Annotated in this window: 16 protein-coding genes and 1 riboswitch; of the genes, 10 read left to right on the top strand and 6 right to left on the bottom strand. The window is 41.2% G+C overall.

The window, feature by feature from the left end; translation table 11 throughout:
* Positions 1-27: 27 nt before the first annotated feature.
* Positions 28-1,488 (top strand): tRNA uracil 4-sulfurtransferase ThiI, encoded by a 1,461-nt coding sequence (gene thiI, locus AC2IOM_RS06660; RefSeq protein WP_054981462.1) that lies wholly within the window; start codon positions 28-30, stop codon positions 1,486-1,488.
* Here the strand turns inward: thiI and AC2IOM_RS06665 are convergent.
* Together AC2IOM_RS06665 and AC2IOM_RS06670 are read right to left on the bottom strand one after the other, a co-directional pair.
* The gene (locus AC2IOM_RS06665) at positions 1,466-2,377 is read right to left on the bottom strand and encodes a ketopantoate reductase family protein (RefSeq protein ID WP_486359486.1); all 912 of its coding nucleotides are present in this window, start codon (positions 2,375-2,377) and stop codon (positions 1,466-1,468) included. The two genes, thiI and AC2IOM_RS06665, sit on opposite strands and share 23 nt — an antisense overlap.
* Positions 2,346-2,708, bottom strand: a complete 363-nt coding sequence (locus AC2IOM_RS06670; RefSeq protein WP_100914138.1) for a VanZ family protein — start codon at positions 2,706-2,708, stop codon at positions 2,346-2,348. The genes AC2IOM_RS06665 and AC2IOM_RS06670 overlap by 32 nt, the downstream gene beginning before the upstream one ends.
* Positions 2,709-2,984: 276 nt before the next feature.
* On the opposite strand from AC2IOM_RS06670, the gene AC2IOM_RS06675 reads away from it, so the two are divergent.
* A complete protein-coding gene (locus AC2IOM_RS06675; protein ID WP_100914137.1) occupies positions 2,985-3,467 on the top strand; it encodes a YajQ family cyclic di-GMP-binding protein in 483 nt (160 codons plus the stop codon).
* An 88-nt stretch (positions 3,468-3,555) separates the two neighbouring features.
* Here AC2IOM_RS06675 and AC2IOM_RS06680 read toward each other — a convergent pair whose 3' ends face one another.
* On the bottom strand, positions 3,556-6,810 hold the full coding sequence (locus AC2IOM_RS06680) for a M6 family metalloprotease domain-containing protein (protein WP_486359487.1): 3,255 nt from the start codon (positions 6,808-6,810) through the stop codon (positions 3,556-3,558).
* 200 nt (positions 6,811-7,010) lie between these two features.
* Positions 7,011-7,170, top strand: a riboswitch (cobalamin riboswitch).
* Positions 7,171-7,204: 34 nt separating this feature from the next.
* Here AC2IOM_RS06680 and AC2IOM_RS06685 point away from each other — a divergent pair.
* Positions 7,205-9,112, top strand: coding sequence for a TonB-dependent receptor domain-containing protein (locus tag AC2IOM_RS06685; RefSeq protein WP_486359488.1), 1,908 nt, complete (start codon positions 7,205-7,207; stop codon positions 9,110-9,112).
* A gap of 57 nt (positions 9,113-9,169) precedes the next feature.
* Here the strand turns inward: AC2IOM_RS06685 and msrA are convergent, their stop codons facing one another.
* Positions 9,170-9,694, bottom strand: a complete 525-nt coding sequence (gene msrA / locus AC2IOM_RS06690) for a peptide-methionine (S)-S-oxide reductase MsrA (RefSeq protein WP_486359489.1) — start codon at positions 9,692-9,694, stop codon at positions 9,170-9,172.
* A 65-nt stretch (positions 9,695-9,759) separates the two neighbouring features.
* On the opposite strand from msrA, the gene AC2IOM_RS06695 reads away from it, so the two are divergent.
* Positions 9,760-10,461, top strand: coding sequence for an SDR family NAD(P)-dependent oxidoreductase (locus AC2IOM_RS06695; RefSeq protein ID WP_486359490.1), 702 nt, complete (start codon positions 9,760-9,762; stop codon positions 10,459-10,461).
* Between the two features lie 26 nt (positions 10,462-10,487).
* Here AC2IOM_RS06695 and AC2IOM_RS06700 read toward each other — a convergent pair whose 3' ends face one another.
* Positions 10,488-13,577: an efflux RND transporter permease subunit gene (locus AC2IOM_RS06700; protein WP_486359491.1), complete on the bottom strand. Its 3,090-nt coding sequence runs from the start codon at positions 13,575-13,577 to the stop codon at positions 10,488-10,490.
* Positions 13,574-14,635 (bottom strand): efflux RND transporter periplasmic adaptor subunit, encoded by a 1,062-nt coding sequence (locus AC2IOM_RS06705; protein ID WP_486359492.1) that lies wholly within the window; start codon positions 14,633-14,635, stop codon positions 13,574-13,576. Before AC2IOM_RS06705 ends, AC2IOM_RS06700 begins: the two co-directional genes overlap by 4 nt.
* Before the next feature lie 222 nt (positions 14,636-14,857).
* Here AC2IOM_RS06705 and AC2IOM_RS06710 point away from each other — a divergent pair, with 222 nt between their 5' ends.
* The 6 genes from AC2IOM_RS06710 to AC2IOM_RS06735 all read left to right on the top strand — a co-directional run bounded on the left by AC2IOM_RS06710 (position 14,858) and on the right by AC2IOM_RS06735 (position 20,123).
* Positions 14,858-15,550: a DUF2982 domain-containing protein gene (locus AC2IOM_RS06710; RefSeq protein WP_486359493.1), complete on the top strand. Its 693-nt coding sequence runs from the start codon at positions 14,858-14,860 to the stop codon at positions 15,548-15,550.
* A 75-nt stretch (positions 15,551-15,625) separates the two neighbouring features.
* Positions 15,626-15,958 carry a hypothetical protein gene (locus AC2IOM_RS06715; RefSeq protein WP_105170248.1) on the top strand — a complete coding sequence of 111 codons (333 nt, stop codon included), beginning with the start codon at positions 15,626-15,628 and terminating at the stop codon, positions 15,956-15,958.
* A 235-nt stretch (positions 15,959-16,193) separates the two neighbouring features.
* Positions 16,194-17,888, top strand: a complete 1,695-nt coding sequence (locus AC2IOM_RS06720) for an Lcl C-terminal domain-containing protein (protein WP_486359494.1) — start codon at positions 16,194-16,196, stop codon at positions 17,886-17,888.
* 13 nt (positions 17,889-17,901) lie between these two features.
* Positions 17,902-18,423 carry an Lcl C-terminal domain-containing protein gene (locus AC2IOM_RS06725; RefSeq protein ID WP_234004657.1) on the top strand — a complete coding sequence of 174 codons (522 nt, stop codon included), beginning with the start codon at positions 17,902-17,904 and terminating at the stop codon, positions 18,421-18,423.
* Positions 18,424-18,483: 60 nt separating this feature from the next.
* A complete protein-coding gene (locus AC2IOM_RS06730; protein WP_486359495.1) occupies positions 18,484-19,266 on the top strand; it encodes a YggN family protein in 783 nt (260 codons plus the stop codon).
* The gene (locus tag AC2IOM_RS06735) at positions 19,266-20,123 is read left to right on the top strand and encodes a sulfurtransferase (protein ID WP_486359496.1); all 858 of its coding nucleotides are present in this window, start codon (positions 19,266-19,268) and stop codon (positions 20,121-20,123) included. Before AC2IOM_RS06730 ends, AC2IOM_RS06735 begins: the two co-directional genes overlap by 1 nt.
* Positions 20,124-20,286 lie beyond the last annotated feature (163 nt).

The following is a 20,286-nucleotide window of genomic DNA, read 5'->3' on the forward strand; positions in this document are numbered from 1 at the left end:
AATTCACTGTCGCTTTGAGAATGATGTATGTTCAAGTTTATTGTTAAATTACACCCAGAAATATCGATTAAAAGTAAATCGGTTCGCAAACGTTTTACCAAGCTTTTAGCATCGAATGTTAAAAACATGGTTATTCGCGTTCATGAAGATGCGAAAGTAATTCAAAACTGGGACAACATCGTAGTGATGTGTAAAAGCCAAGATGAAGAAGTTCGCCTTGGTTTAATCGATACCCTAAAGCGCGTGCCGGGTATTGTGCAATTTATTGAAGTACAAGAAACCACATTTGAATCTTTAGATGATATTTACCAAGTTGCACTTGAGCTTAACAAAGAGCGTTTAAAAGGCAAAACCTTCTGCGTACGTTGTAAACGCCAAGGTAAACATGACTTTACCTCAAGCGACGTAGAGCGTTACGTAGGTGGTGGTTTAAATCAGAATGTTGAAGGTGCACAGGTAAAACTGCAAAAACCTGAAATTACAGTAAAAGTAGAAGTTAAAAACGAATTTGCTTACATCATTAAAGAAACGCACTTTGGTTTAGGTGGCTTTCCGCTTCCGACTCAAGAAGATGTATTAAGCTTAATGTCGGGCGGTTTTGATTCGGGCGTTGCAAGCTACTTAATGATGCGTAAAGGCGCGCGTACTCACTTCTTATTCTTTAATCTTGGTGGTGCAACACACGAGATTGGCGTTAAGCAAGCAAGTTACTATTTGTGGAAGCAATTTAGCTCAACGCACCGTGTAAAGTTTATTAAAGTAGACTTTGAACCTGTTGTTGCTGAAATTCTAGAAAACATCGAAAACAGCCAAATGGGTGTGGTACTTAAACGTATGATGATGCGTGCTGGTAGTGCAATTGCACAAAAACTGGGCATTGATGCGTTAGTAACCGGTGAAAGCTTAGGTCAGGTATCGAGCCAAACTTTAGCAAACTTAAATGTGATTGATCGCGTAACAGAAACGCTAATTTTACGCCCGCTTATTCAACACGATAAGCAAGAAATTATCGATATTGCTCGTAGCATAGGTACTTCTGAAATGGCCGAAGCTATGCCTGAGTTCTGTGGCGTTATTTCTAAAAAGCCAACGGTAAAAGCTAAGCTTGATAAGATCATTGCAGAAGAAGAAAACTTCGATTTTGATGTGCTTGATACGGTTGTAAATAATGCGCGTATTATGTGCATTAAAGAGATTGAAGCCGAAACAAAAGAAGAAGTTAAAGAAGCGGAATCGGCAGCTGAATTACCAAAGGGTGCGATTGTGATTGATATTCGTTCGCCGGAAGAAGAAGACAATGATCCGTTAGAGCTTGATGGTATTGAAGTTAAACACTTACCGTTTTATAAGTTAGCAACACAGTTTGGTGATTTACCAAAAGGTGAAGACTATTACCTCTATTGCAAAAAGGGCGTAATGAGCCAATTACAAGCGCTGATCTTACATGAAGAAGGCTACACTAACGTTAAGGTGTACCGTCCTGAATAAGCGCTAAAAAGCGAGAGTTAAATGGGGTTGAATAGCAATATTCAGCCCCTTTTTTATGAATGTAACCACAGATACTGTCGATTTCGCTTTGCTGCTGTTTAAACACGTCGCGATTCATTGACGAATAATTTTGCGCTGTAGCACGCATTACCCGGTAGACACTGTCAAGCGCGCTACTAAGTGATATTTCCACCCCTTCTTTATTAGCAATAAATACCGCTTCATTGACCAAACCGATAATTTCGCTGGCATATTGTGGTTCGATAAGTGCGCCGTTTTTAACTTGATGTACTGCAGTTAACGGGTTAATGGCAATATTAATAATCAGTTTTTGCCACAGTAATGCGTTAATGTTTTGCTCTATGGTGATATTTGGTATGGCTGTTAAAAGATGCTCGATTGTTGGTGTTTTTTCGGTGTTAGCGTTTAATGCGCCAATAAAACTAGCGCCAAAGCCGGTGTGTGCTATCGCAAAATCTGCGTGCTTAAGTGCCGCCATGCTGGTGGTTAAGAAAAACAAATTCTGTGTCGCGAGCGCTTGGTTAATTGCTGTCAAATTGGGCATGCCATTATGGCTCAATATCACGGTAGCGCCGCTGCTTATTTTATTTTGCAGTTGAGTTAAAACGTTTGCGACTTGGTAAGACTTGGTTGGAATAAAGAGGTTATCGATAGAGTCTATCTCATCAATCGTTACGGTTTCGAGCGAAAATGTTTCAATCGACTGGTCAAGCGCTGTAACCGTTATGTGCGCTGAGTTTTTGGTTTTGCTGCGTACAATCAGTTTGATATCAAATGCTGTGTGCAGCAATTGGGCGAACAATAAGCCAATGGCACCGTGGCCAACAATATACAGCTTAGGCTTGTTCACTTTGTTTCGCTTTTGCATAGCGTTTATGCCATACAGCACTGATGATTAAGTAACTAAGAATACCTGCAACATCAGCAACAAAATCAGCAAATGAAGCTTGGCGATGAGGAAGCATGCCTTGCACGTATTCCACACCAGCACCATATGCTGCCAAAATTACGATATATAACCAGAACGGCGCTTTTACCGCGCGTTTTAAAAAGCCTGTTAACACAAAAAACACAGCGAAGTGAGCAACCTTATCGATGTGCGAGATGCTAACTAGCGATGACTTTACTTCTTTAAAAAAGAGCAGGCTGCAGGCAATAATAAATACAATAAACAATGCCTGATAAATACGTCGGCTCACACAAAACTTCCTCAAAATCACGAATTTCGAGTATAACAAATAGCATTGCGTGAAAATATGAAAAATTTGTAAGTTTAATTATGCGCTTTATAATACCAATTCAATTAAATAGCTAATCATGCTAGCGAGCTAAATATCATGCTCACTGCGTTATAATTTATCGGTGTTTAAAGTTAAATTCTGCCTTGTTAGCATTTCATTTATCCAGCGCTATATCTGATCACATATTTAACAGAATTGGTATAATCGCACCATTAGCACATTACGGAGATAACTATGCCTTCATTTGATATCGTTTCTGAAGTGGAAATGACTGAAGCAAAAAACGCGGTTGATAATTCAAATCGTGAATTAGATACGCGTTACGATTTTAGAGGTGTTGAAGCCTCATTTGAATTTGGTAAAGAAATTATCACGATGAAAGCTGATTCAGATTTTCAGCTTAATCAGATGTTTGATATTTTAGCGGCAAAAGCAGTAAAGCGCGGCTTAGATGTAAAAAGCTTTGAAGTAAAAGATGTAGTTCACACTGGTAAAACGTATTCTCAGCAAGTGTTTATCAAGCAGGGCATAGAAAAAGACATTGCCAAAAAAATAGTGAAGCTGATTAAAGACTCAAAAGTAAAAGTACAAGCTGCGATTCAAGGTGAAGAAGTGCGCGTAACAGGTAAAAAACGCGATGACTTACAAGCTATTATGCAACTCGTTCGCGAAGCTGAATTAGGGCAACCGTTCCAGTTTAAAAATTTCCGCGATTAATCGATGGATTTTCAAAATCGCCAATTATTTTAGCGGTTTAAATCAAATAAAAGAGCCACAAATGTGGCTCTTTTTTTATGGATTAATCTTAACTTCGTCTGCGTAAGCTAATTAGAGTGAGAAGCCCCAACATTGAAAATAAACTACCGCTTGAAGAACTTGATGTTGCTTCAGTAGTTGGAGGAGCAATGTTTTTAATAGTTACTTGAACACTTGCTGTGCTCGTTAGTAATTGGTCGTTCACTGTAACTTCAAATGTAAGTACTTGATCGCTATCAACGCTAGGAGCAGTGAAAGTTAAGTTTGCTGCATCGGTACTGGTTAAATTCACTGCCGGACCACTGGTTTGTTTCCAGTTGTAATAGAGTTCATCACCATCTGGGTCGCTCGACTCTGCGGTTAACGTGACCGTTGCACCTTCATTCACTGATAAATCATTACCGATTGTAACTACCGGTGCTTGATTTGAACGCTTGATGTCAATTGAAATATGAACACCTGAAGAGCCCTTACCATCAGATACTGACACAAACAACTTAATAGCGGTATCACTTGCTACATCTGGTGCTGTAAAACTGAGAGTGTTGCTGGCATTACCTGCTAAATTAATTGCAGGGCCTGAGGTTTGTTGCCACTCATAGGTTAGTGCATCGCCGTCTTCATCTGTCGCGGAGACGGAAATAGTCACTAGCTCATTAGCTAATACTGATTGAGGCGCATCAATTTCGACAACTGGAAGCTTATTTACATTGATAACGTTTACAGTGATATATGCGGTTGTACTACCTTTGCTATCATCTGCTGTGAGCGAGAATGTTAAGCTTTCGTCTGCTTGCACTTGCGGTGCGGTAAAGTTTAGGTTTGCACTTGTGCTATCTGCAATTGCCACTTCGGTACCTGATATTTGCTGCCAAGCTAGCGTGATCGGGTCGTTATCAGCATCGCTCACAGTTGCGCTTAGCGCCACAGCTTCGCCTTCGGTAACATAATGAGTGGTTTCAAGTTGAATAATCGGTAGCAGGTTGTTGTCTACCGTGTCTTCAACTTCAAGGTAATCAAGGTAATGTGAAATCAGCGCAGACTTACTGCCAGCAGATAAATGACTTAGTGAGCAAGTATTCACAATTAGTTTGCTGTTATTGATAGCACCTTGAATGCCGCACGGGCCAAACTCATTTTTCCATTTACCTTCAATGTCATCATAAAATAGACCTTTTGCGTTAAGAAAGGTTGTAGCATTTTGTTGTGTAATAAACTCAGAGCTAGGCGGTGAGATGCTATCCTCAGCAATGATAGTTTGGCTGACGGTTTGTCCATTATTAAGCGCGATACTTTCCACTTGCTCAACACGAACATCGGTGTTGGTTACCGTTAAATCGAGTGCATTGCTAAGCTCTGGCGATAAGCTAAGGACATTTTCACCGGCAATAATAAGTTTGCTGTTAAAGCGCGAGTAGTTATCAATAAATGATACTTCTTCACTGCTTGCTTTACGGTCACGGCCGAATGCTTGCAGTGTGCCATCGTCGAGTCTATTCCAAGGCGTGCGAGACTCACCAAAATCGACAGAGACAAATTTAAAATTGGTGCTAGTTAGCGGGAATAAAAAGTCTGAATAGTAAACTGGTAAGGTCAAGCTATCGTAAACTTGCTTTGTTTCCGTATTTAATGAGTGATCTAAATGAAAGTGCACTGCTGAAGATTCACCGTTGTATGCGAATACTTTCAAGTATTCAGCGCTTTTATAACCTTCTGCGGTAACGGCATTAAACTGCAAATTTAGTTGGCCATTCTCGGTAATAAGCTCTGCAAAATTCACATCAAATGGTGCGGATAGTGTTTTTTTAAGTTCGCCGTTAATTAACAATTCAACATGATCAACTTGAGATAAGTCGTCACTGCTAATGGTTGCTTGTGCATTATGTGCTATCAGTGATTTATCGCTAATAGAACCGACCGAAATCGTCGCAATGCTAGGGTAAACCTGTGCATTAAACGTAGCGCTATTGCCATCGGTATTGAGGTTTTGAATATCTACGCCGGTATGTTTTGCGGCATAGTTTTTACTCGCTGGCTGTGTTTGAGGTGAAAAGCTATCGCCCGTAGTAAATACATCGTTTTCATCAGCGTAGGCCGCAGCTAGTTCAATTTCATTTAAATTATCAGCTTGAATAAGGCGGATCAGCTTGTTGTCAGAGTAGCTGTTATCGTTGGCAAAGTAGCCCCAGCTATTGAGCTCTGAATTTATGTGCCAAATATTTAAACCTTCAGCGTTTAAGTTTAAGTCGTTACCGCTTCTATCGCGGTATTGCACAATAAAGTACTCGTCGTATTTATTGGTGGCACTTGTGTCGCTGCGTAAAATAAGCGCATCTTGGTTAGTTGATGTGGCTGAAAGTTGATAGTTGGTATCTGAAGTTGATGCAAACTGCGGCGTCAGCCAGCCAAGTGCAAATTTACTAAATGCACTGTGATCTGAACTGTTATTATCCATCATATCCATACCACCTGTACCACCACGTGGACCAATGCTGTCGTCGTAATCGTAGTAATCAGGCAGGCCAAGTGCATGGCCGGTTTCATGAATAAGTACAAGCGGCGAAAATGCTTGTCCTTCCGAATAGGCCAGCCATTGCCATGATATTGTGCTGATGGTTTTACCATCGACGGTAAATGAATTGTCGCCAAAACCCGAGAAAGTACCCCACCAAAGGCTTGCCCATTCGCCAGGTGGGCCAGTCCAAATCACCGCAACGTAATCGATGTCGCCGTCGCCGTCGTTATCGTATTGGCTAAAATCATGGCCAAGCGCATCATGGTGTTCAATTGCTTCTTTGATGATTTGCTGCTTTACCTCTGCGGCATTTGTGCCATCGTCAAGCGGGCGGTTGTACTCGGTTTTATACCAATCAAGCACATTACCTTGAATATCAAGTTTGTTATATGACGAACGCTGGTAAAATGCGCGGTGGCTTTCAAACGGGAAACTGCTGGCGTTGCCCTCACCAAAGATTTTACTGTTAATTGCGCTTTGAGAGTTGCTTTCATTGTGTAAGTAATCGGGAAATTCAACTAGCAGCACTAACATTTTAGGCGTGCCTAAACTTGGAAAATACCCTTCAAATGGGTTTGCTTCATCAGCTTTATTTTGCATTGTTCGCAGGTGCGGCAAATGGTGTAAACGCTGGTGGTTACCGTATGATTTTGCTTGCAAAGCGCGCTGGCTAAGCGTTTTTTCGGCTTTATAGCGTTTTAGCTGCTCTTGCGTGGGTGGTTGTAATGCACTTACGTGTAGTGTCAAAAATGCACTACAGGCAAGAAGCACCTTAGTTAACTGTTTCATAGTTGAATCCGTTACAAATCTATTGTCACTGTGTGAGTAATAAAGTTTACTCCTAAATGACCTTTTATAGAAACAATTACCGCACAGTAGATGAACTGTTTTTAGCGGTTTAGACTTCTAAAATTGACATTTTCACTTATCCCCTCCACAATACGCGCCTAAATTTATAGCCTATTGGTGCCGTTAAATTTTTGCTCTTTCGCTTCAGTAAAATAGCGGGTCAAACATAACAACGGATAATCGGGAAGTTGGTGCATAAGTCCTTGCCTTATTAAGTCCAACGCTGCCCCCGCAACGGTGATGTATTTTGTATTAAATAAAATGCTCAGCCCGGAGACCGGCCAATTGGTTTCTTAAAACGATTAACATTGTGCGGTGGGCACAAGGGGATAATATGTATCATAAATCTAAGTTAGGTTTGGCGCTTAGCCTTGCCTTGTCTTCTTCATTCGTTGCAGCTAACACAACTGACGCTCAAACACAGCATGATATTGAAACCATTGTTGTTACCGCGAATAAGCTTGAGCAATCAATTGACCAAACTCTGGCAAGCGTGCAAGTCATTGACCGTGCGCAAATTGAGCAATTAAATGTGCGTGATGTGTTAAGTGTGTTAGAAACGCAAGCGGGCATTCAAGTAAACCGTAATGGTGGGCAAGGGCAAAATGCGAGCCTATTTGTACGTGGCTTAGAATCTCGTTACTCGCTTATTTTAATTGATGGTGTGCGCGTAGGCTCAGCAACCTTAGGTTATAAAAGCTTATCAACTTTGCCATTAAATTCAGTTGAGCGTATTGAAGTAGTAAAAGGCTCTCGCGCAGCACAATATGGTTCTGATGCGTTAGCGGGTGTTATTAATATTATTACGCGTCAATCACAAGGCCACAGTATTGCATTAACAACAGGCTCTAATAGTTATGCGAGCTTAGAAGGCACGTCACGTTTTACTACGGAATACGTGGATATTGCGCTTAACGCAGGTTATGAGCGTACAGAAGGATTTGATGTATTAGAAAACGATGCAACAAACTTTGCAGATCCAGATAAAGACGGTTACGACAACTTAAACCTAGGGCTAAACCTTACTCATAATAATGCGTTGTTAGGTCAATTAGGTTTTATTGCTCAGTATTCAACGGGCGAAGTAGAGTTTGATAATTATTATGATTATCAAGAATCTACATCAGATAAGACCGAATATGAAAACTACCATGTAAATGCTAATTGGTTTAAACAGTTAGGTGACTTTAGCCATAAAGTAGATGTCGCGTTTAGCCAAGATCAAGATGATACGTTTGGTACTAAACCAACTAGTCGCTTTGCAACAGAGCGTGTACAGCTAGATTATTTATCGACATATCAGTTATCTGAGCAAATCGACTTTAATGGCGGCTTAAACTGGCATCAAGACAAGATTGATACAACGAGCAGTTATGATGAAAAAAGTCGCAATGCTTACGCTGCATTTGTTGGCGCGTATTACGATGACGGTAACTTTTTAGCTAATGTGGCTGTGCGTCATGATGATTATGATGAAGTTGGAGCTGAGCAAACGTATAACATTGCGGGTGGTATTTACCTGCATCAAGACGCAGTATTGCGTGTAAGTCAAAGCTCTGGCTTTAAAGCACCTACGTTCAACGATTTATACTACCCTGGTTCAGGTAATCCAGAACTTGAAGCAGAAACATCAGTTAACCGTGAGCTTGGCTTACGTATTGATTTTGATAGCTTAAGTGTGGATGTTGCGGCATTTCGTAATGAGCTAACCAATAAAATTGCGTGGGCACCGGCACCAACAGCGGATAACCCATATCGTTGGTCACCATTTAATATTGCTGAAGCACGTTATGAAGGCGTAGAGCTAACCACGAATTTTGCATTTTACGGTTTTGATAACACGCTAAATGTAAGCTATATCGACGCGCAGAAAGTGGATAACTCACCAACCGCGCTTGAAAAATATAGTGACTTGCCATTTGTTGCAAAAGAAAATGTGCGTTACAGCATCGCTAAGCAGTGGCAAGATTTAGATATTAACTTAAGTGTTGCGTATCAATCAGAGCAAAAATCGACGCTGATTACTAAAATCCCATCGCGCATTGTGTGGGACTTAGCTGCAAACTATCAAATTCAACAGCAATTAACCGTAAGTGCTCGTATCGAAAATCTATTTGATAAAGAGTACATTCCAAGTCAGGGTTATGGCGTAGATATCGATGGCGATTGGGTAAATGATGCGTTTTACCACTACAACGAAATTGGTCGTCAGTTATTTGTTGGTATCGCGTACGATTTTTAACTGAGCGATTTAACAGCGAATCATTTTGTAAAAAAAAGCCGCAAGTTGCGGCTTTTTTTATTGCGCTAGTAATGTCGCATAATTAGCTGAGAACTTAGCTAATTTAGGGCCAATCATAATACTGCAATACGGTTGATTAGGGTTATCGCGGTAGTAGTCTTGGTGGTATGTTTCAGCGCTATAAAAAAGTGTTGCTGGGCTTAGCTCAGTGACAATTTTGTCTGCAAAAAGTGCCTGCTGACTCGCCAGCATTTTTAAGCTTGCTAGCTTTTGAACATCATCAAGATAAAAAATAACACTGCGGTATTGTGTACCCACATCATTACCTTGGCGGTTTAATTGTGTTGGATCGTGTAACTCAAAAAAGATTTGTAATAGTGTTGAGTAGCTAATGGCTTGCTCATCAAATTCAATTTTCACCACTTCGGCATGACCAGATAAGCCGGTACAAATATCTTGATAAGTTGGGTTATCTAAATGACCGCCACTGTAACCTGATAGCACCGATTGCACGCCTTTTAAACGGCGAAATGCCGCATCAATACACCAAAAGCAGCCACCACCAAAAATTGCTGTTTGCATTATTGTTTAATCTATTTTCTTGTTAGTTGCGTAAAGATTAATACAGTTAGACAAGGGACGGCAAGATGAAACAAAGTTTAATTATTGGGGCGGGCGGCATAGGTTTGGCTATTGCTGAGTTATTATGTCAACAAGGCGACGAACACAACATTACCATTATCACCAGCAATCCAACTCTTTTAAGTGATAAACGCTTTAATGTGTTATTAGTCGAAAACCACAGCGAACAGCAGGTCGCAAGCTGTTTGGCAACGTTATCAATTAAGTTCGATTATGTATTTTGTTGTTTGGGTTTATTGCATCAAGAGGAAATTCAGCCCGAAAAAAATCTATCACAATGGCGTGTTGATTCGGCAATGGCATTAATGCAAGCCAACGCATTTGCGCCGCTCACCTACTTAGTGCATTTACAAAAATTACTGACAAAAGAGTGTAAATTGGCATTTTTATCAGCGCGAGTTGGCAGTATAAGCGATAACCGCTTAGGTGGTTGGTACAGTTACCGTATGGCGAAAGCAGCACTTAATATGGCAATCAAAACTGCGAGTGTGGAACTGGCTCGAAGTAGCAATAAGGTGTGTGTAATAGCCTTTCATCCGGGCACAACTGATACCAAGCTATCTAAACCATTTCAACGTAATGTGCCGGAAAATAAATTGTTTACTCCACAATTTAGTGCGGAATGTTTAATTCGCTTGATGTTTCAGGTTAATGAAAAAGACAGTGGAAAATTCTTTGCGTGGGATGGGCAAGAAATAGAGTGGTAGCTAAGCTTAGCTACCACTCTATAGTTTTATAGCGGATGATCGCTGGCTTGATCTTGTATTGCTTTTTCAGTGGTTTCTGGCGATTGTGTGTTACGCGCCAGCATGTAATACGCACTTGGAATAACAAATAGTGTTAGCAAGGTAGCCACAACCACACCGGTTAAAATAACAATACCAATAACCATACGACTTTCAGAACCTGGGCCCGATGCCAACACCAGCGGTACCGAACTCATTACTGTGGTTAAAGAGGTCATAATAATTGGGCGCAGGCGCTGTTTCGAAGCGCTGATTAATGCCTCGGTAAAGGCGACACCTTTATCGCGCAGCTGGTTGGCAAACTCCACAATTAAGATACCATTTTTGGCACTTAATCCTATCAACATAACAATACCAATTTGGCTATAAATATTGAGACTAGAGTTTGTGAAGAATAACCCTGTTAATGCACCGACTAAGCCAAGTGGTACTGTAAGCATAATTACTAACGGGTGCACAAAGCTCTCAAATTGCGCTGCAAGTACTAAGAAAGTAACCGTGAGCGCTAAAATAAACACATAGGTCATTGCCGATGCGCCTTCGTAGAACATTTGCGATTCGCCTTTGTAATCAATCGCGCCTTCAATATCGTTTTCTTCCATTGCCACTTGGTTTAGAAAATCAAGCGCTTCAGCTAGTGAGTAATCAGCTGCAAGGTTGGCGCTAATAGTAATGGCGCGCATACGGTTATAACGGTTTAAGCGCGCTGCAGTCGCTTGTTCATCAATGGCGATTAAGCTATCCAGTGGGACTAAATCATTGTTACGTGATTTTAGGTAAATCGACGAAATATTTTTCGGGTCTGAAAAGTCAGCTTTGGTGCCTTTTAAAATTACATCGTATTCTTCACCGCGGTCAATAAATGTGGTGACTCGGCGCTGACCCAGCATAGATTCAAGTGTGCGGCCAATTTGCGAAATACTAATACCCAGATCTGCTGCTTTGTTTTTATCAATACTGACTAAAAACTGCGGAAAGGTTTCTTTGTAATCGTGGTCAAGACGCACTAGCCCTTTGTTCTCGCGGGCACGAGCTAGAATACGGTCACGCCAATCGGCCAGTTCTTCGTAGCTGTTGCCTTGCAATACAAACTCAACCGGACGACTGTTACCACGACCGCCAACACCAGAGCGCATAATGGCAAAGGCGCGCACATCGGTAACATCGGTTAATTTACCGCTGATTTCGCCCATTACTTGCCACGTATCGCGTTTGCGTTCATCCCAATCGGCCATACCGACAATTGCAACGCCGCCACGGCCACCCCAGCCAGGTACACGAATAAGTACGCGACTTAGTTCACCATTTTCCTGATACGGCATCAGTTTTTCTTCAATCTTAGCCATGTTCTGTGCGTTATTTTCGTAGCTTGCGCCTTCAGGGCCATTCATCATTATAAAGAAAGTACCGCGGTCTTCTTTTGGTGTCAGTTCCGATGGAAGTTGTTTAAATAACAAGTAGCTAGCAAGGCCTGCAAAAATAAGAAGTAACAGCATGCTTTTACTGCTAGCCACGTTGTTACGCAGTAAATTTTCGTAGCCGTTTTCAACTTTGCTAAATAGTGCATCAATTTTATGACTAAACTTCGACGCTTTCTCGCTTGGTTTTAAAATTTTAGAGCACAGCGCTGGTGATAATGTGAGTGCGGTTAAACTTGAGAAAATCACCGCTGCGCTGGTGGCCATAGCAAATTCAGTAAATAAGCTACCAATTCGGCCTTCCATAAAGACTAGCGGCACAAATACCGACACCAGTACGAGTGTTGTTGCAACAATTGCAAAGCCGACTTCACGTGCACCGCGATAGGCCGCAAGCAGTGGCGGTTCGCCAAGTTCTACTCGGCGGTGAATGTTTTCAAGCATTACAATGGCATCATCTACCACTAAACCAATTGCCAGTACTAAGGCGAGTAAGGTAAGTAAGTTAATTGAGTAACCCATGCCGTAAAGAAAAGTAAAGCTACCAATCAGTGCAACGGGTACGGTAATTGCCGGAATAAGAGTTGCGCGCACGCTGCCTAAGAATAAAAAGATAACGGCAACTACTAACGCCATTGCAATAGCGAGTGTGCGATATACCTCAGCAATTGATTCACGGATGAAAATAGATGAATCGTAACTGTCTTGAATGGTGGTGCCTTCAGGTAATGAGCGCTTAATTTTTTCTATTTCTTCGCGTGCTTTTTCAACTACGGTTAAGGTGTTAGCTTTGGCTTGCTTAACAATACCAAGGCCTATCATATCTTTGCCGTTACCGCGGAATAAGTTTTCTTCATCAACCGCTTCAAGCTTTACATCGGCCACTTCTTTTAAACGCACTAAGTAACCACTGTCACCACGTTTAATGACTAAGTTTTGAAAGTCACTTTGCGATTTATAGCTGCGCGCAATACGCACGGTAAAATCGCGGTCTACCGATTCAATTTCACCGGCTGGTAATTCAACGTTCTCTTGACGTAATACACGTTCAATTTCATCTGCGGTAACCCCTTTAGCGGCCATTGCATCGCGATTTAACCATACTTTCATTGAATATTCGCGTTGACCACCAAGACGCACATTGGCTACGCCATCTACTACCGCAAGCCTATCAACAATATAACGCTGGGCGTAATCAGACAGCTGCAATGAATTCATTGATGTACTGTTTAATACAAACCATGCAATTGGGCTTTCATCGCTGTCGGATTTTGACACTTCTGGCGGGCGTACTTGCTCAGGTAAGCTATCAAGTGCGCGTGAAACACGTTCGCGTACATCGTTGGCAGCGGCATCAATATCGCGGTCAATATTAAATTCAATGGTAATATTTGAGCGACCATTTCGGCTTGACGAGTTAATGCTTTTAACACCTTCAATACCTGAAATACGGTTTTCTAATACTTGGGTTATTTTGGTTTCGATAACCTCAGAAGACGCACCTGTGTAGCTAGTGCTTACTGACACAATTGGTGTATCAATATCTGGGTACTCTCTTAGCGGAAGCATTGAAAATGCAACTAAACCAAAAGTAAGTAGCAGTAAGTTTATTACGGTTGCAAAGACCGGACGTTTAACTGAAATGTCGGTTAAAATCATTTCAGCATCTCCTTAATTGTTACTTGGCTATTTGGTCTGACTTTAATAATCCCTTCAGTCACAATTTGTTCGCCTTCGCTTAAACCGCTGCCAATGGCAACCCAACCACCGCGGCGCAGGCCAATAGTGACTTGACGTTTTTTAATCACGTTATCTTTAATCACATAAACAAAGTGTTTGTCTTGCTGCGGAATAAGCGACTTTTCAGGCACCATCAAGGTATTCTCTGCGCTTAGTTCTAATTGTGTGTAAAGCAGCATGCCAGTGCGTAGCATGTTATCTTTATTATCAAAGTTAGCGGTGATTTTTACACTGCGTGTCGCCGCATCAATACGACTGGCAATGTGTGACACTTTACCGCTGAAGGTTTTTGTTGGGTAAGCAGGGCTTGTTGCGGTGACTGTCATACCAATGGCGATTTGTGCGAGGTATTTCTCTGGTACATTAAAATCGGTTTTAATCACGCTGGTATCATCCAGTGTGGTGATTTCTGTACTGGTATTTACAAAGGTACCTGTAGATACTTCTCGCAAGCCAAGTTTGCCGCTAAATGGGGCGTATAGCTTCATTTCAGCAAGTTTAATTTTAGCGCTAGCCAGTTGTGTTTTGGTTGCCTCATAGCTTGCCTCTTGCTCATCAAGTGCAGAGCGTGCAGTTGCTTGTGTTTTTGCCAGCTGTTGTAAACGCTTTAATTTGCGGTTCTCTTCTTTTAACAGAATTTCAAGTTCTTCAACGCGGGTTTTTTCTTCGGCATCTTGAAGTTCAACCAGTAGCTGGCCTTTTTTAACGGTGTCGCCATCATCAAAAAAGATATTTTTAATATAGTCTGATTGTGCGCTAACGAGCGTTACCGCTTGATTTGCACGCGCAGTACCAAGCGATTCGATAATATTTGCTTGGCGGCTAATTGCCACTTGATGCGCTTGTACTGGTGTTGCGTTTGCATTTTGCTTGTTTTGTTGTCCTTGCGATTCAGGTAAATACAAATAAATGCATAAACCGAATAAAACAAAACAGATGAGGGGGAATAATGCTTTACCAGATTGTTTTGCGTGCATAAAAGTTTCTCGTAAGTGTTCAGGGCTCACTATTCTACTAGACAGTTTAGAACTTGTGCGTGCTAGGCATCGTATAATATTGTGAATTAAACGTGTTTTTTTCCGTGAGTACGTAGAATTTATGAAAAATAAAAGTAAAAATTGCCCATATTGCAAACAGCTACGAGCAGCATTAATTTGGGGTGTTTTAATGGCATGTTTATATTTTAGTGTGTGGGGCTAATGGCAAAGCGTTTAAAAATAGCCGCATCGGCGCATAAATACGGTGGCGAGTTTTTGGTTGCCGGTAGCATTGTTCTGGTGCTGGTATTGTTGTTCGTTAAATTAAAGCCCGAACCCATCTCTATTTTTGATGCGGCGGTAGTGATTGGCGCCTTGTTTGCGATGTTTATCGGATATTTTAAATTATCAGAACCGCGCTATAATTTAGTATTGAGCAACAATGGTTTAGTATTTTATCATCGCTACGGCAAAGTACGTATTTCTCGCGACAATATCGCTGAAGTTGGTCAAGTAAGCATTGCAAACGATGAACAATTTATTGAACTTTCGTGCTTGGGATTACGGCTTAAGTCGATTGCGCCACTAATTAAGCGTATGCCACCAAGGTTGGCACTTAAGCTAATTATGGAGCAGCGCAATTGGCTAATTGCAGGCATTAAAGTTAAGTGGCCGCTAGGTAATGTGCCGGATGATTGGCTAATTGAGGCGAATCAGTATCAAGATAAGTTTGAATCCAATGGTTTACTCGCCATGATGAGCCATCGTCTTGAGCATTTTAACGAGCTTTATGGCTATCATTTTTTGATATCCTATAATTATTTTGATCGCCCAGCAGATGAATTTGTGAATTTATTGCAACACTGGTTGCGAGATCCCGAGAAAACGATAGAAAAATATAGTAACATCAAGTAGAAAGATAGTTATAAGCGCAAATTTTTGAATGAAAACTCTCAGAGTTTCGCGTTGCGTAAATCGGAAAGGCTGAATATGACAGTTGAAAGAGCATATGTAAAAAGTGGTCGCAACACCATAATTCATAAAGAAAAAAAGTTTGATTTAGTGATTGTTAATGGGGACAACCACCCCAAGATTAGAGTGACTGCTTTTGGTTTACAGCCTTTTAAAGAAAGCCTGCCGCGCAACCGCAGGGAAGCCAAAGAGCGTTATTTAGAGGTCGTGCAAATAGGCTCACCAGATGTATTTGGTGAAGAGAAACAACTTCTTTTTTTACAAGCACTGGATGGCCGAGAGTATAAAGTTGATTACTCAAAAGTTGGCACAAAGCTGTTTGTGCGCGTTCATCAAGAAAGTTATTTATAAGCAATACCAATTCAGTCAAAGCGCTACTTATGTTAGCAAACTAAGCATTACGTAAACTGGTTTAGGCTGTATCACTGTCGCGCAACTGAATCACAAACAGTTCTATCTTTTTGGCATTGGTATATTAGAAAAAATTTGTTTATATAAAAAAGCAGTCATAGTTGAAAAATTATGGCTGCTTTTTTGCATTAAATTTTTATATTTTAGAACAACGACTTTTGATTAGGTGTTATTTATGACCATTGGAAAACAGCGTTCCGTGTTGCTCACTTGCTTAAGCGCCATGTTAGTACTGGGGTGCGGTGGCGGCTCAGGTTCATCTAACGATGACAATACCAGCGCGCCTTTGTCTGTTAATGCCGGAAGTGATATTGCACTCGATGAAAAGCTAACGTTTTCAGTTAACGCGGTCGCAAGCCCAGAAGGTGGGACGTTTACTTGGCGACAGTTAAGTGGGCCGCAGATAGAAGGGTTTCCACTTGAGGGAGCCAAGCAAGAAATTGTCGCGCCCGATGTAAAACAAGATCAAACAATTGAGTTATCGGTTGAATATGTTGCCCCAGATAACCGTACGGTAAGTGATAACTTGGTGGTGTCGATTAACTCAGTTAATTTATTACCCGTTGTTTCAATTAAGCAAACTGGGCCAACAAGCTTACCGTCACAATATGGCGATACTATTGTGTTGTCTAGCAGTAGCTCATTTGATCCTGATGAAAATGGTCAATTAGTCAGTTATTTGTGGCAACAAGTTGCAGGAACGGCAATTACCATTGCCGATAAATCATCTGCTGATTTAACATTTACACACCCATTACTTGAACAAAATGACGAGGTAACGTTTAGTTTAACCATCACTGACGATGAAGGTGGTCAGCAATCTAACGAGTTAGCGCTAACCTTACAAAAAAGTAATCAGCTAATTTTTGCCAATGCCGGCGCAAACCAAAGCGCGCAAGAATTTTCCACTGTTACCTTAGATGCAAGCGCTTCAACCAGTGTTGATGGCAGTTTTCGCTGCAATTGGGTACAGCAATCAGGTGTAACAGTTACACTCGATAATAGCGATGTGTGCAAAACTCAATTTATAGTGCCAGATGTTGATGCCCCTGAAAGCCTTATATTTGAGCTAACGGTAACGGATAACGCCAATCGCTCTGACAGTGCACAAACACAGGTACTTGCAGAGCCAAAAGCTCTCGGTTTAATTAATGACAGTGGTATGAATCGCTGCTTTGATAACAGTAAAGAGTTAATTAACTGTGTTTCAACTGAATTCCCAATGCAGGACGCAGCACTTGGCCGCGACATTCATGCTGGTTTACTTGATAAAGTTGGTAGCGGCCCTGAGGCATTTGATTTCACCAAGCTTGATCAGTTTGCCGGAGAGTTGCCAGACAATGCCATTAACTTTAGTTGTGTAAGAGATAATATTTCAGGACTAATTTGGGAAGTTAAGCAGCCCAGTAGTGGCACATTGCCTAATACGCAACTGCGCGAGGCACAAAATACTTATAGTTGGTATTTAACAACGGTTAATAATGGTGGTTTTGCTGGGGTAGAGGCGCCCGCACAAGTTTCTTGCCCAAGTACGGTTAATTGTGGTCTTGATCAGTATGTAACTGAGGTTAATGAGATTAATTATTGTGGCGGTAATAATTGGCGAGTGCCAACCCATAGTGAGCTAAGCTCGCTACTGCATTTCGGTCAGCAGGGCTCGGGCAGTGTGCTGATCTCTGATTTTTTCCCGCACTCGGCAACACTCGCAATTGATGGTGTACTTCCGTATTGGACAATGCAAACCAGCGCTGAAGGTGGACAAAGCGCATTTGCTTGGGCGATTGATATGTTTTCAGGTAAAGACATTGGTTATCCTAAACAAAACCTTGGCTACATACGTTTAGTGCGAGACACCAGTAATGATGATTAATAAAGAGGGTACTATGCGTATTTTTAGTAAATTATCGATTATTGTGACTACAACTATCTTTGCATGCTCTGCTAATGCGCAAGTATGTGTTGGTAATATTCCTAGCACGTCACCAACAGCGCAATTTACAGTAAATGCAGATGGCACCGCGGTTGATAATTTAACTGGGCTGATGTGGATGCGTTGTAGTATTGGCCAATCGTGGGATGCGACTAATAGCACCTGCACCGGTGGCACTGAGCAGTTAACTTGGCAACAAGCCTTGCTAGTTGCAGCAGATTATCAATACGCTGGCTTTGACGATTGGCAGTTGCCGAATGTTAAAGAGTTAAGTTCGCTTGTTGAACGTCAGTGCGTTGATGCGGCAATTAATAACGTTGTATTCCCAGCAACATTGGCACAAAACTATTGGACCAATACAAGCGGTGTTGGCAGTATTACTCAAGCATGGGCCGTGGCCTTTTATAGCGGTAAAACAAACCTAAGAAGCAAAACCTCAGATGTGCACTTGCGTTTAATGCGCTATGCGAAATGATTTGGTATCTACCTCGTTAGTTTGATAATCTTGTTGAGTTATCTTTGGGGTAGAATTGTTATGAAGTTGGTGCGATTTTGGGTCTTTTTGATTACAAGCATACTGTTTTCAAATGTATCGTTGGCTGATGAATTGTGTGATGTTGAGCTCGGACATGGCTTAATTATTACCGATGATGTCATTCGCATTGTTGATAAAGGGCAAACCAATGTGCAGATAAATAACGACACTCAGTTGTTTATTCGCGGTCGTTGGGTTGAGCTTAACGATGAAGAGATGCAAGTTTTAAAAGAATACAGTAAAGGGTTGCGCAGTACCGTACCTGAACTGGTTAAACTTGCTACCGACGGTGTTAATTTAGGCTTGTCAGCAATTGAACAAGTGGTTACAGGCTTTACCGATAAAGAGCCAGAAGTGTTAAAAGACCAACTAAAGTACGTTGAAATTGCCCTAAAAGATAAGTTTAAAGCGGGCGACGACTTTTTCTATATCGCACCACAATCCCTTTCTAAATTAGATGATTTTTTTGAAAAAGAAATCAGTCAAAAAATTCACTCTGCTGTGCATGGTTCTCTCGGCGCTATTTTAGTTGCGCTTGGTGATGCATTTGAGTCAAATGAAGGCAATATCGAGCAGAAAATCACAGGCATGGGGGAGCGTATTGATATTATCGCCAGCGAAATTGATAAGTCATTGCAAAAGAAAGTTGTGCAGCTCGAACAAAAAGCGAATCAATATTGCGGTTGTCTACGTACCTTAAATGAGACTGAAGACAAACTACAGCAGCTAGTGCCAGAACTTGCTGATTTTGATTTAGTACAAGTAAAAGGGTTGAGTTTGTAATGACTAATTCAGTATTTGATAACACTGATTTTCAAGTGGATTGTACTTGGTTAAAGCAACACCTCGATGACACTAATTTAGTTGTTCTTGATGCCAGTATGGATAACCCGGTAAATAAATCAAAAGATCAAAGTTGTGGCGTGATCCCAGGCGCAATCCGTTTCGACTTTAGTAACCATATTGTAGATGTCGCGGCAGCATCACCTAACACCATGCCAAGTGCGCATGTTTTTGAAGATAAAATACAGCAGTTAGGAATTAATCAAGATTCGCATTTGGTTGTATATGATAAACAAGGTTTGTTCTCTGCAGCGCGCGCTTGGTTTATGTTTAAAACCATGGGCTTTGATAATGTTGCTATTTTACGTGGCGGCTTACCCGCATGGCAGCAACAGGGTTTTGACGTTGTTGAACGTTACGCGATGCCAGCAGTGAAAGGTAATTTTAAAGTTCAGCAAGATAAGCAACTATTTGTTGATAAGCACTATGTATTGAATGCAATTAACAATGACGATATTCAAATTGTTGATGCGAGAGGTTATGGCCGTTTTAGCGGGCAAGAAGCAGAACCGCGTGAAGGGATGCGCAGTGGTCATATTCCAAACTCGCTCAACTTACATTACGCCAGTTTACTCGAACAAGGTGAGTTGTTAGATAAAGCTACGCTCAAACAAATTTTTAACGAACTTGTTCCCGCACCCAAAGAGTTTATATTTAGTTGTGGATCAGGTGTAACTGCGTGTATTTTGGCATTAGCCGCTGAGATTGCGGGGTTTGATAATGTGAAAGTGTACGATGGCAGTTGGAGCGAATGGGGTAAAGATAAGCTGTTACCAATCGATACTGTGTCAAACTAAATCATATAATAAAACGAACTTTTAGATGATTTAGTTTGTTTCTATGTCATTTATCTTAGTTCTTTGTGCGTTCAACTTTTCGAAATATTTACACACAATTTACAACTAGCAATGATGATACAAACAACTAGACTACACCTAGTTATACCCCTGTATTATCATT

The sequence above is a fragment of the Pseudoalteromonas sp. NS-SX12 genome (assembly GCF_057367955.1).

Bases quoted from the DNA above. Each gene is read 5' to 3' on its own strand.
- thiI (WP_054981462.1), top strand. From the start codon at position 28: ATGTTCAAGTTTATTGTTAAATTACACCCAGAAATATCGATTAAAAGT.
- AC2IOM_RS06725 (WP_234004657.1), top strand. From the start codon at position 17,902: ATGCGTATTTTTAGTAAATTATCGATTATTGTGACTACAACTATCTTT.
- AC2IOM_RS06685 (WP_486359488.1), top strand. From the start codon at position 7,205: ATGTATCATAAATCTAAGTTAGGTTTGGCGCTTAGCCTTGCCTTGTCT.
- AC2IOM_RS06665 (WP_486359486.1), bottom strand. From the start codon at position 2,377: ATGCAAAAGCGAAACAAAGTGAACAAGCCTAAGCTGTATATTGTTGGC.
- AC2IOM_RS06715 (WP_105170248.1), top strand. From the start codon at position 15,626: ATGACAGTTGAAAGAGCATATGTAAAAAGTGGTCGCAACACCATAATT.
- AC2IOM_RS06700 (WP_486359491.1), bottom strand. From the start codon at position 13,577: ATGATTTTAACCGACATTTCAGTTAAACGTCCGGTCTTTGCAACCGTA.
- AC2IOM_RS06710 (WP_486359493.1), top strand. From the start codon at position 14,858: ATGGCAAAGCGTTTAAAAATAGCCGCATCGGCGCATAAATACGGTGGC.
- AC2IOM_RS06730 (WP_486359495.1), top strand. From the start codon at position 18,484: ATGAAGTTGGTGCGATTTTGGGTCTTTTTGATTACAAGCATACTGTTT.
- AC2IOM_RS06695 (WP_486359490.1), top strand. From the start codon at position 9,760: ATGAAACAAAGTTTAATTATTGGGGCGGGCGGCATAGGTTTGGCTATT.
- AC2IOM_RS06720 (WP_486359494.1), top strand. From the start codon at position 16,194: ATGACCATTGGAAAACAGCGTTCCGTGTTGCTCACTTGCTTAAGCGCC.
- AC2IOM_RS06675 (WP_100914137.1), top strand. From the start codon at position 2,985: ATGCCTTCATTTGATATCGTTTCTGAAGTGGAAATGACTGAAGCAAAA.
- msrA (WP_486359489.1), bottom strand. From the start codon at position 9,694: ATGCAAACAGCAATTTTTGGTGGTGGCTGCTTTTGGTGTATTGATGCG.
- AC2IOM_RS06705 (WP_486359492.1), bottom strand. From the start codon at position 14,635: ATGCACGCAAAACAATCTGGTAAAGCATTATTCCCCCTCATCTGTTTT.
- AC2IOM_RS06735 (WP_486359496.1), top strand. From the start codon at position 19,266: ATGACTAATTCAGTATTTGATAACACTGATTTTCAAGTGGATTGTACT.
- AC2IOM_RS06680 (WP_486359487.1), bottom strand. From the start codon at position 6,810: ATGAAACAGTTAACTAAGGTGCTTCTTGCCTGTAGTGCATTTTTGACA.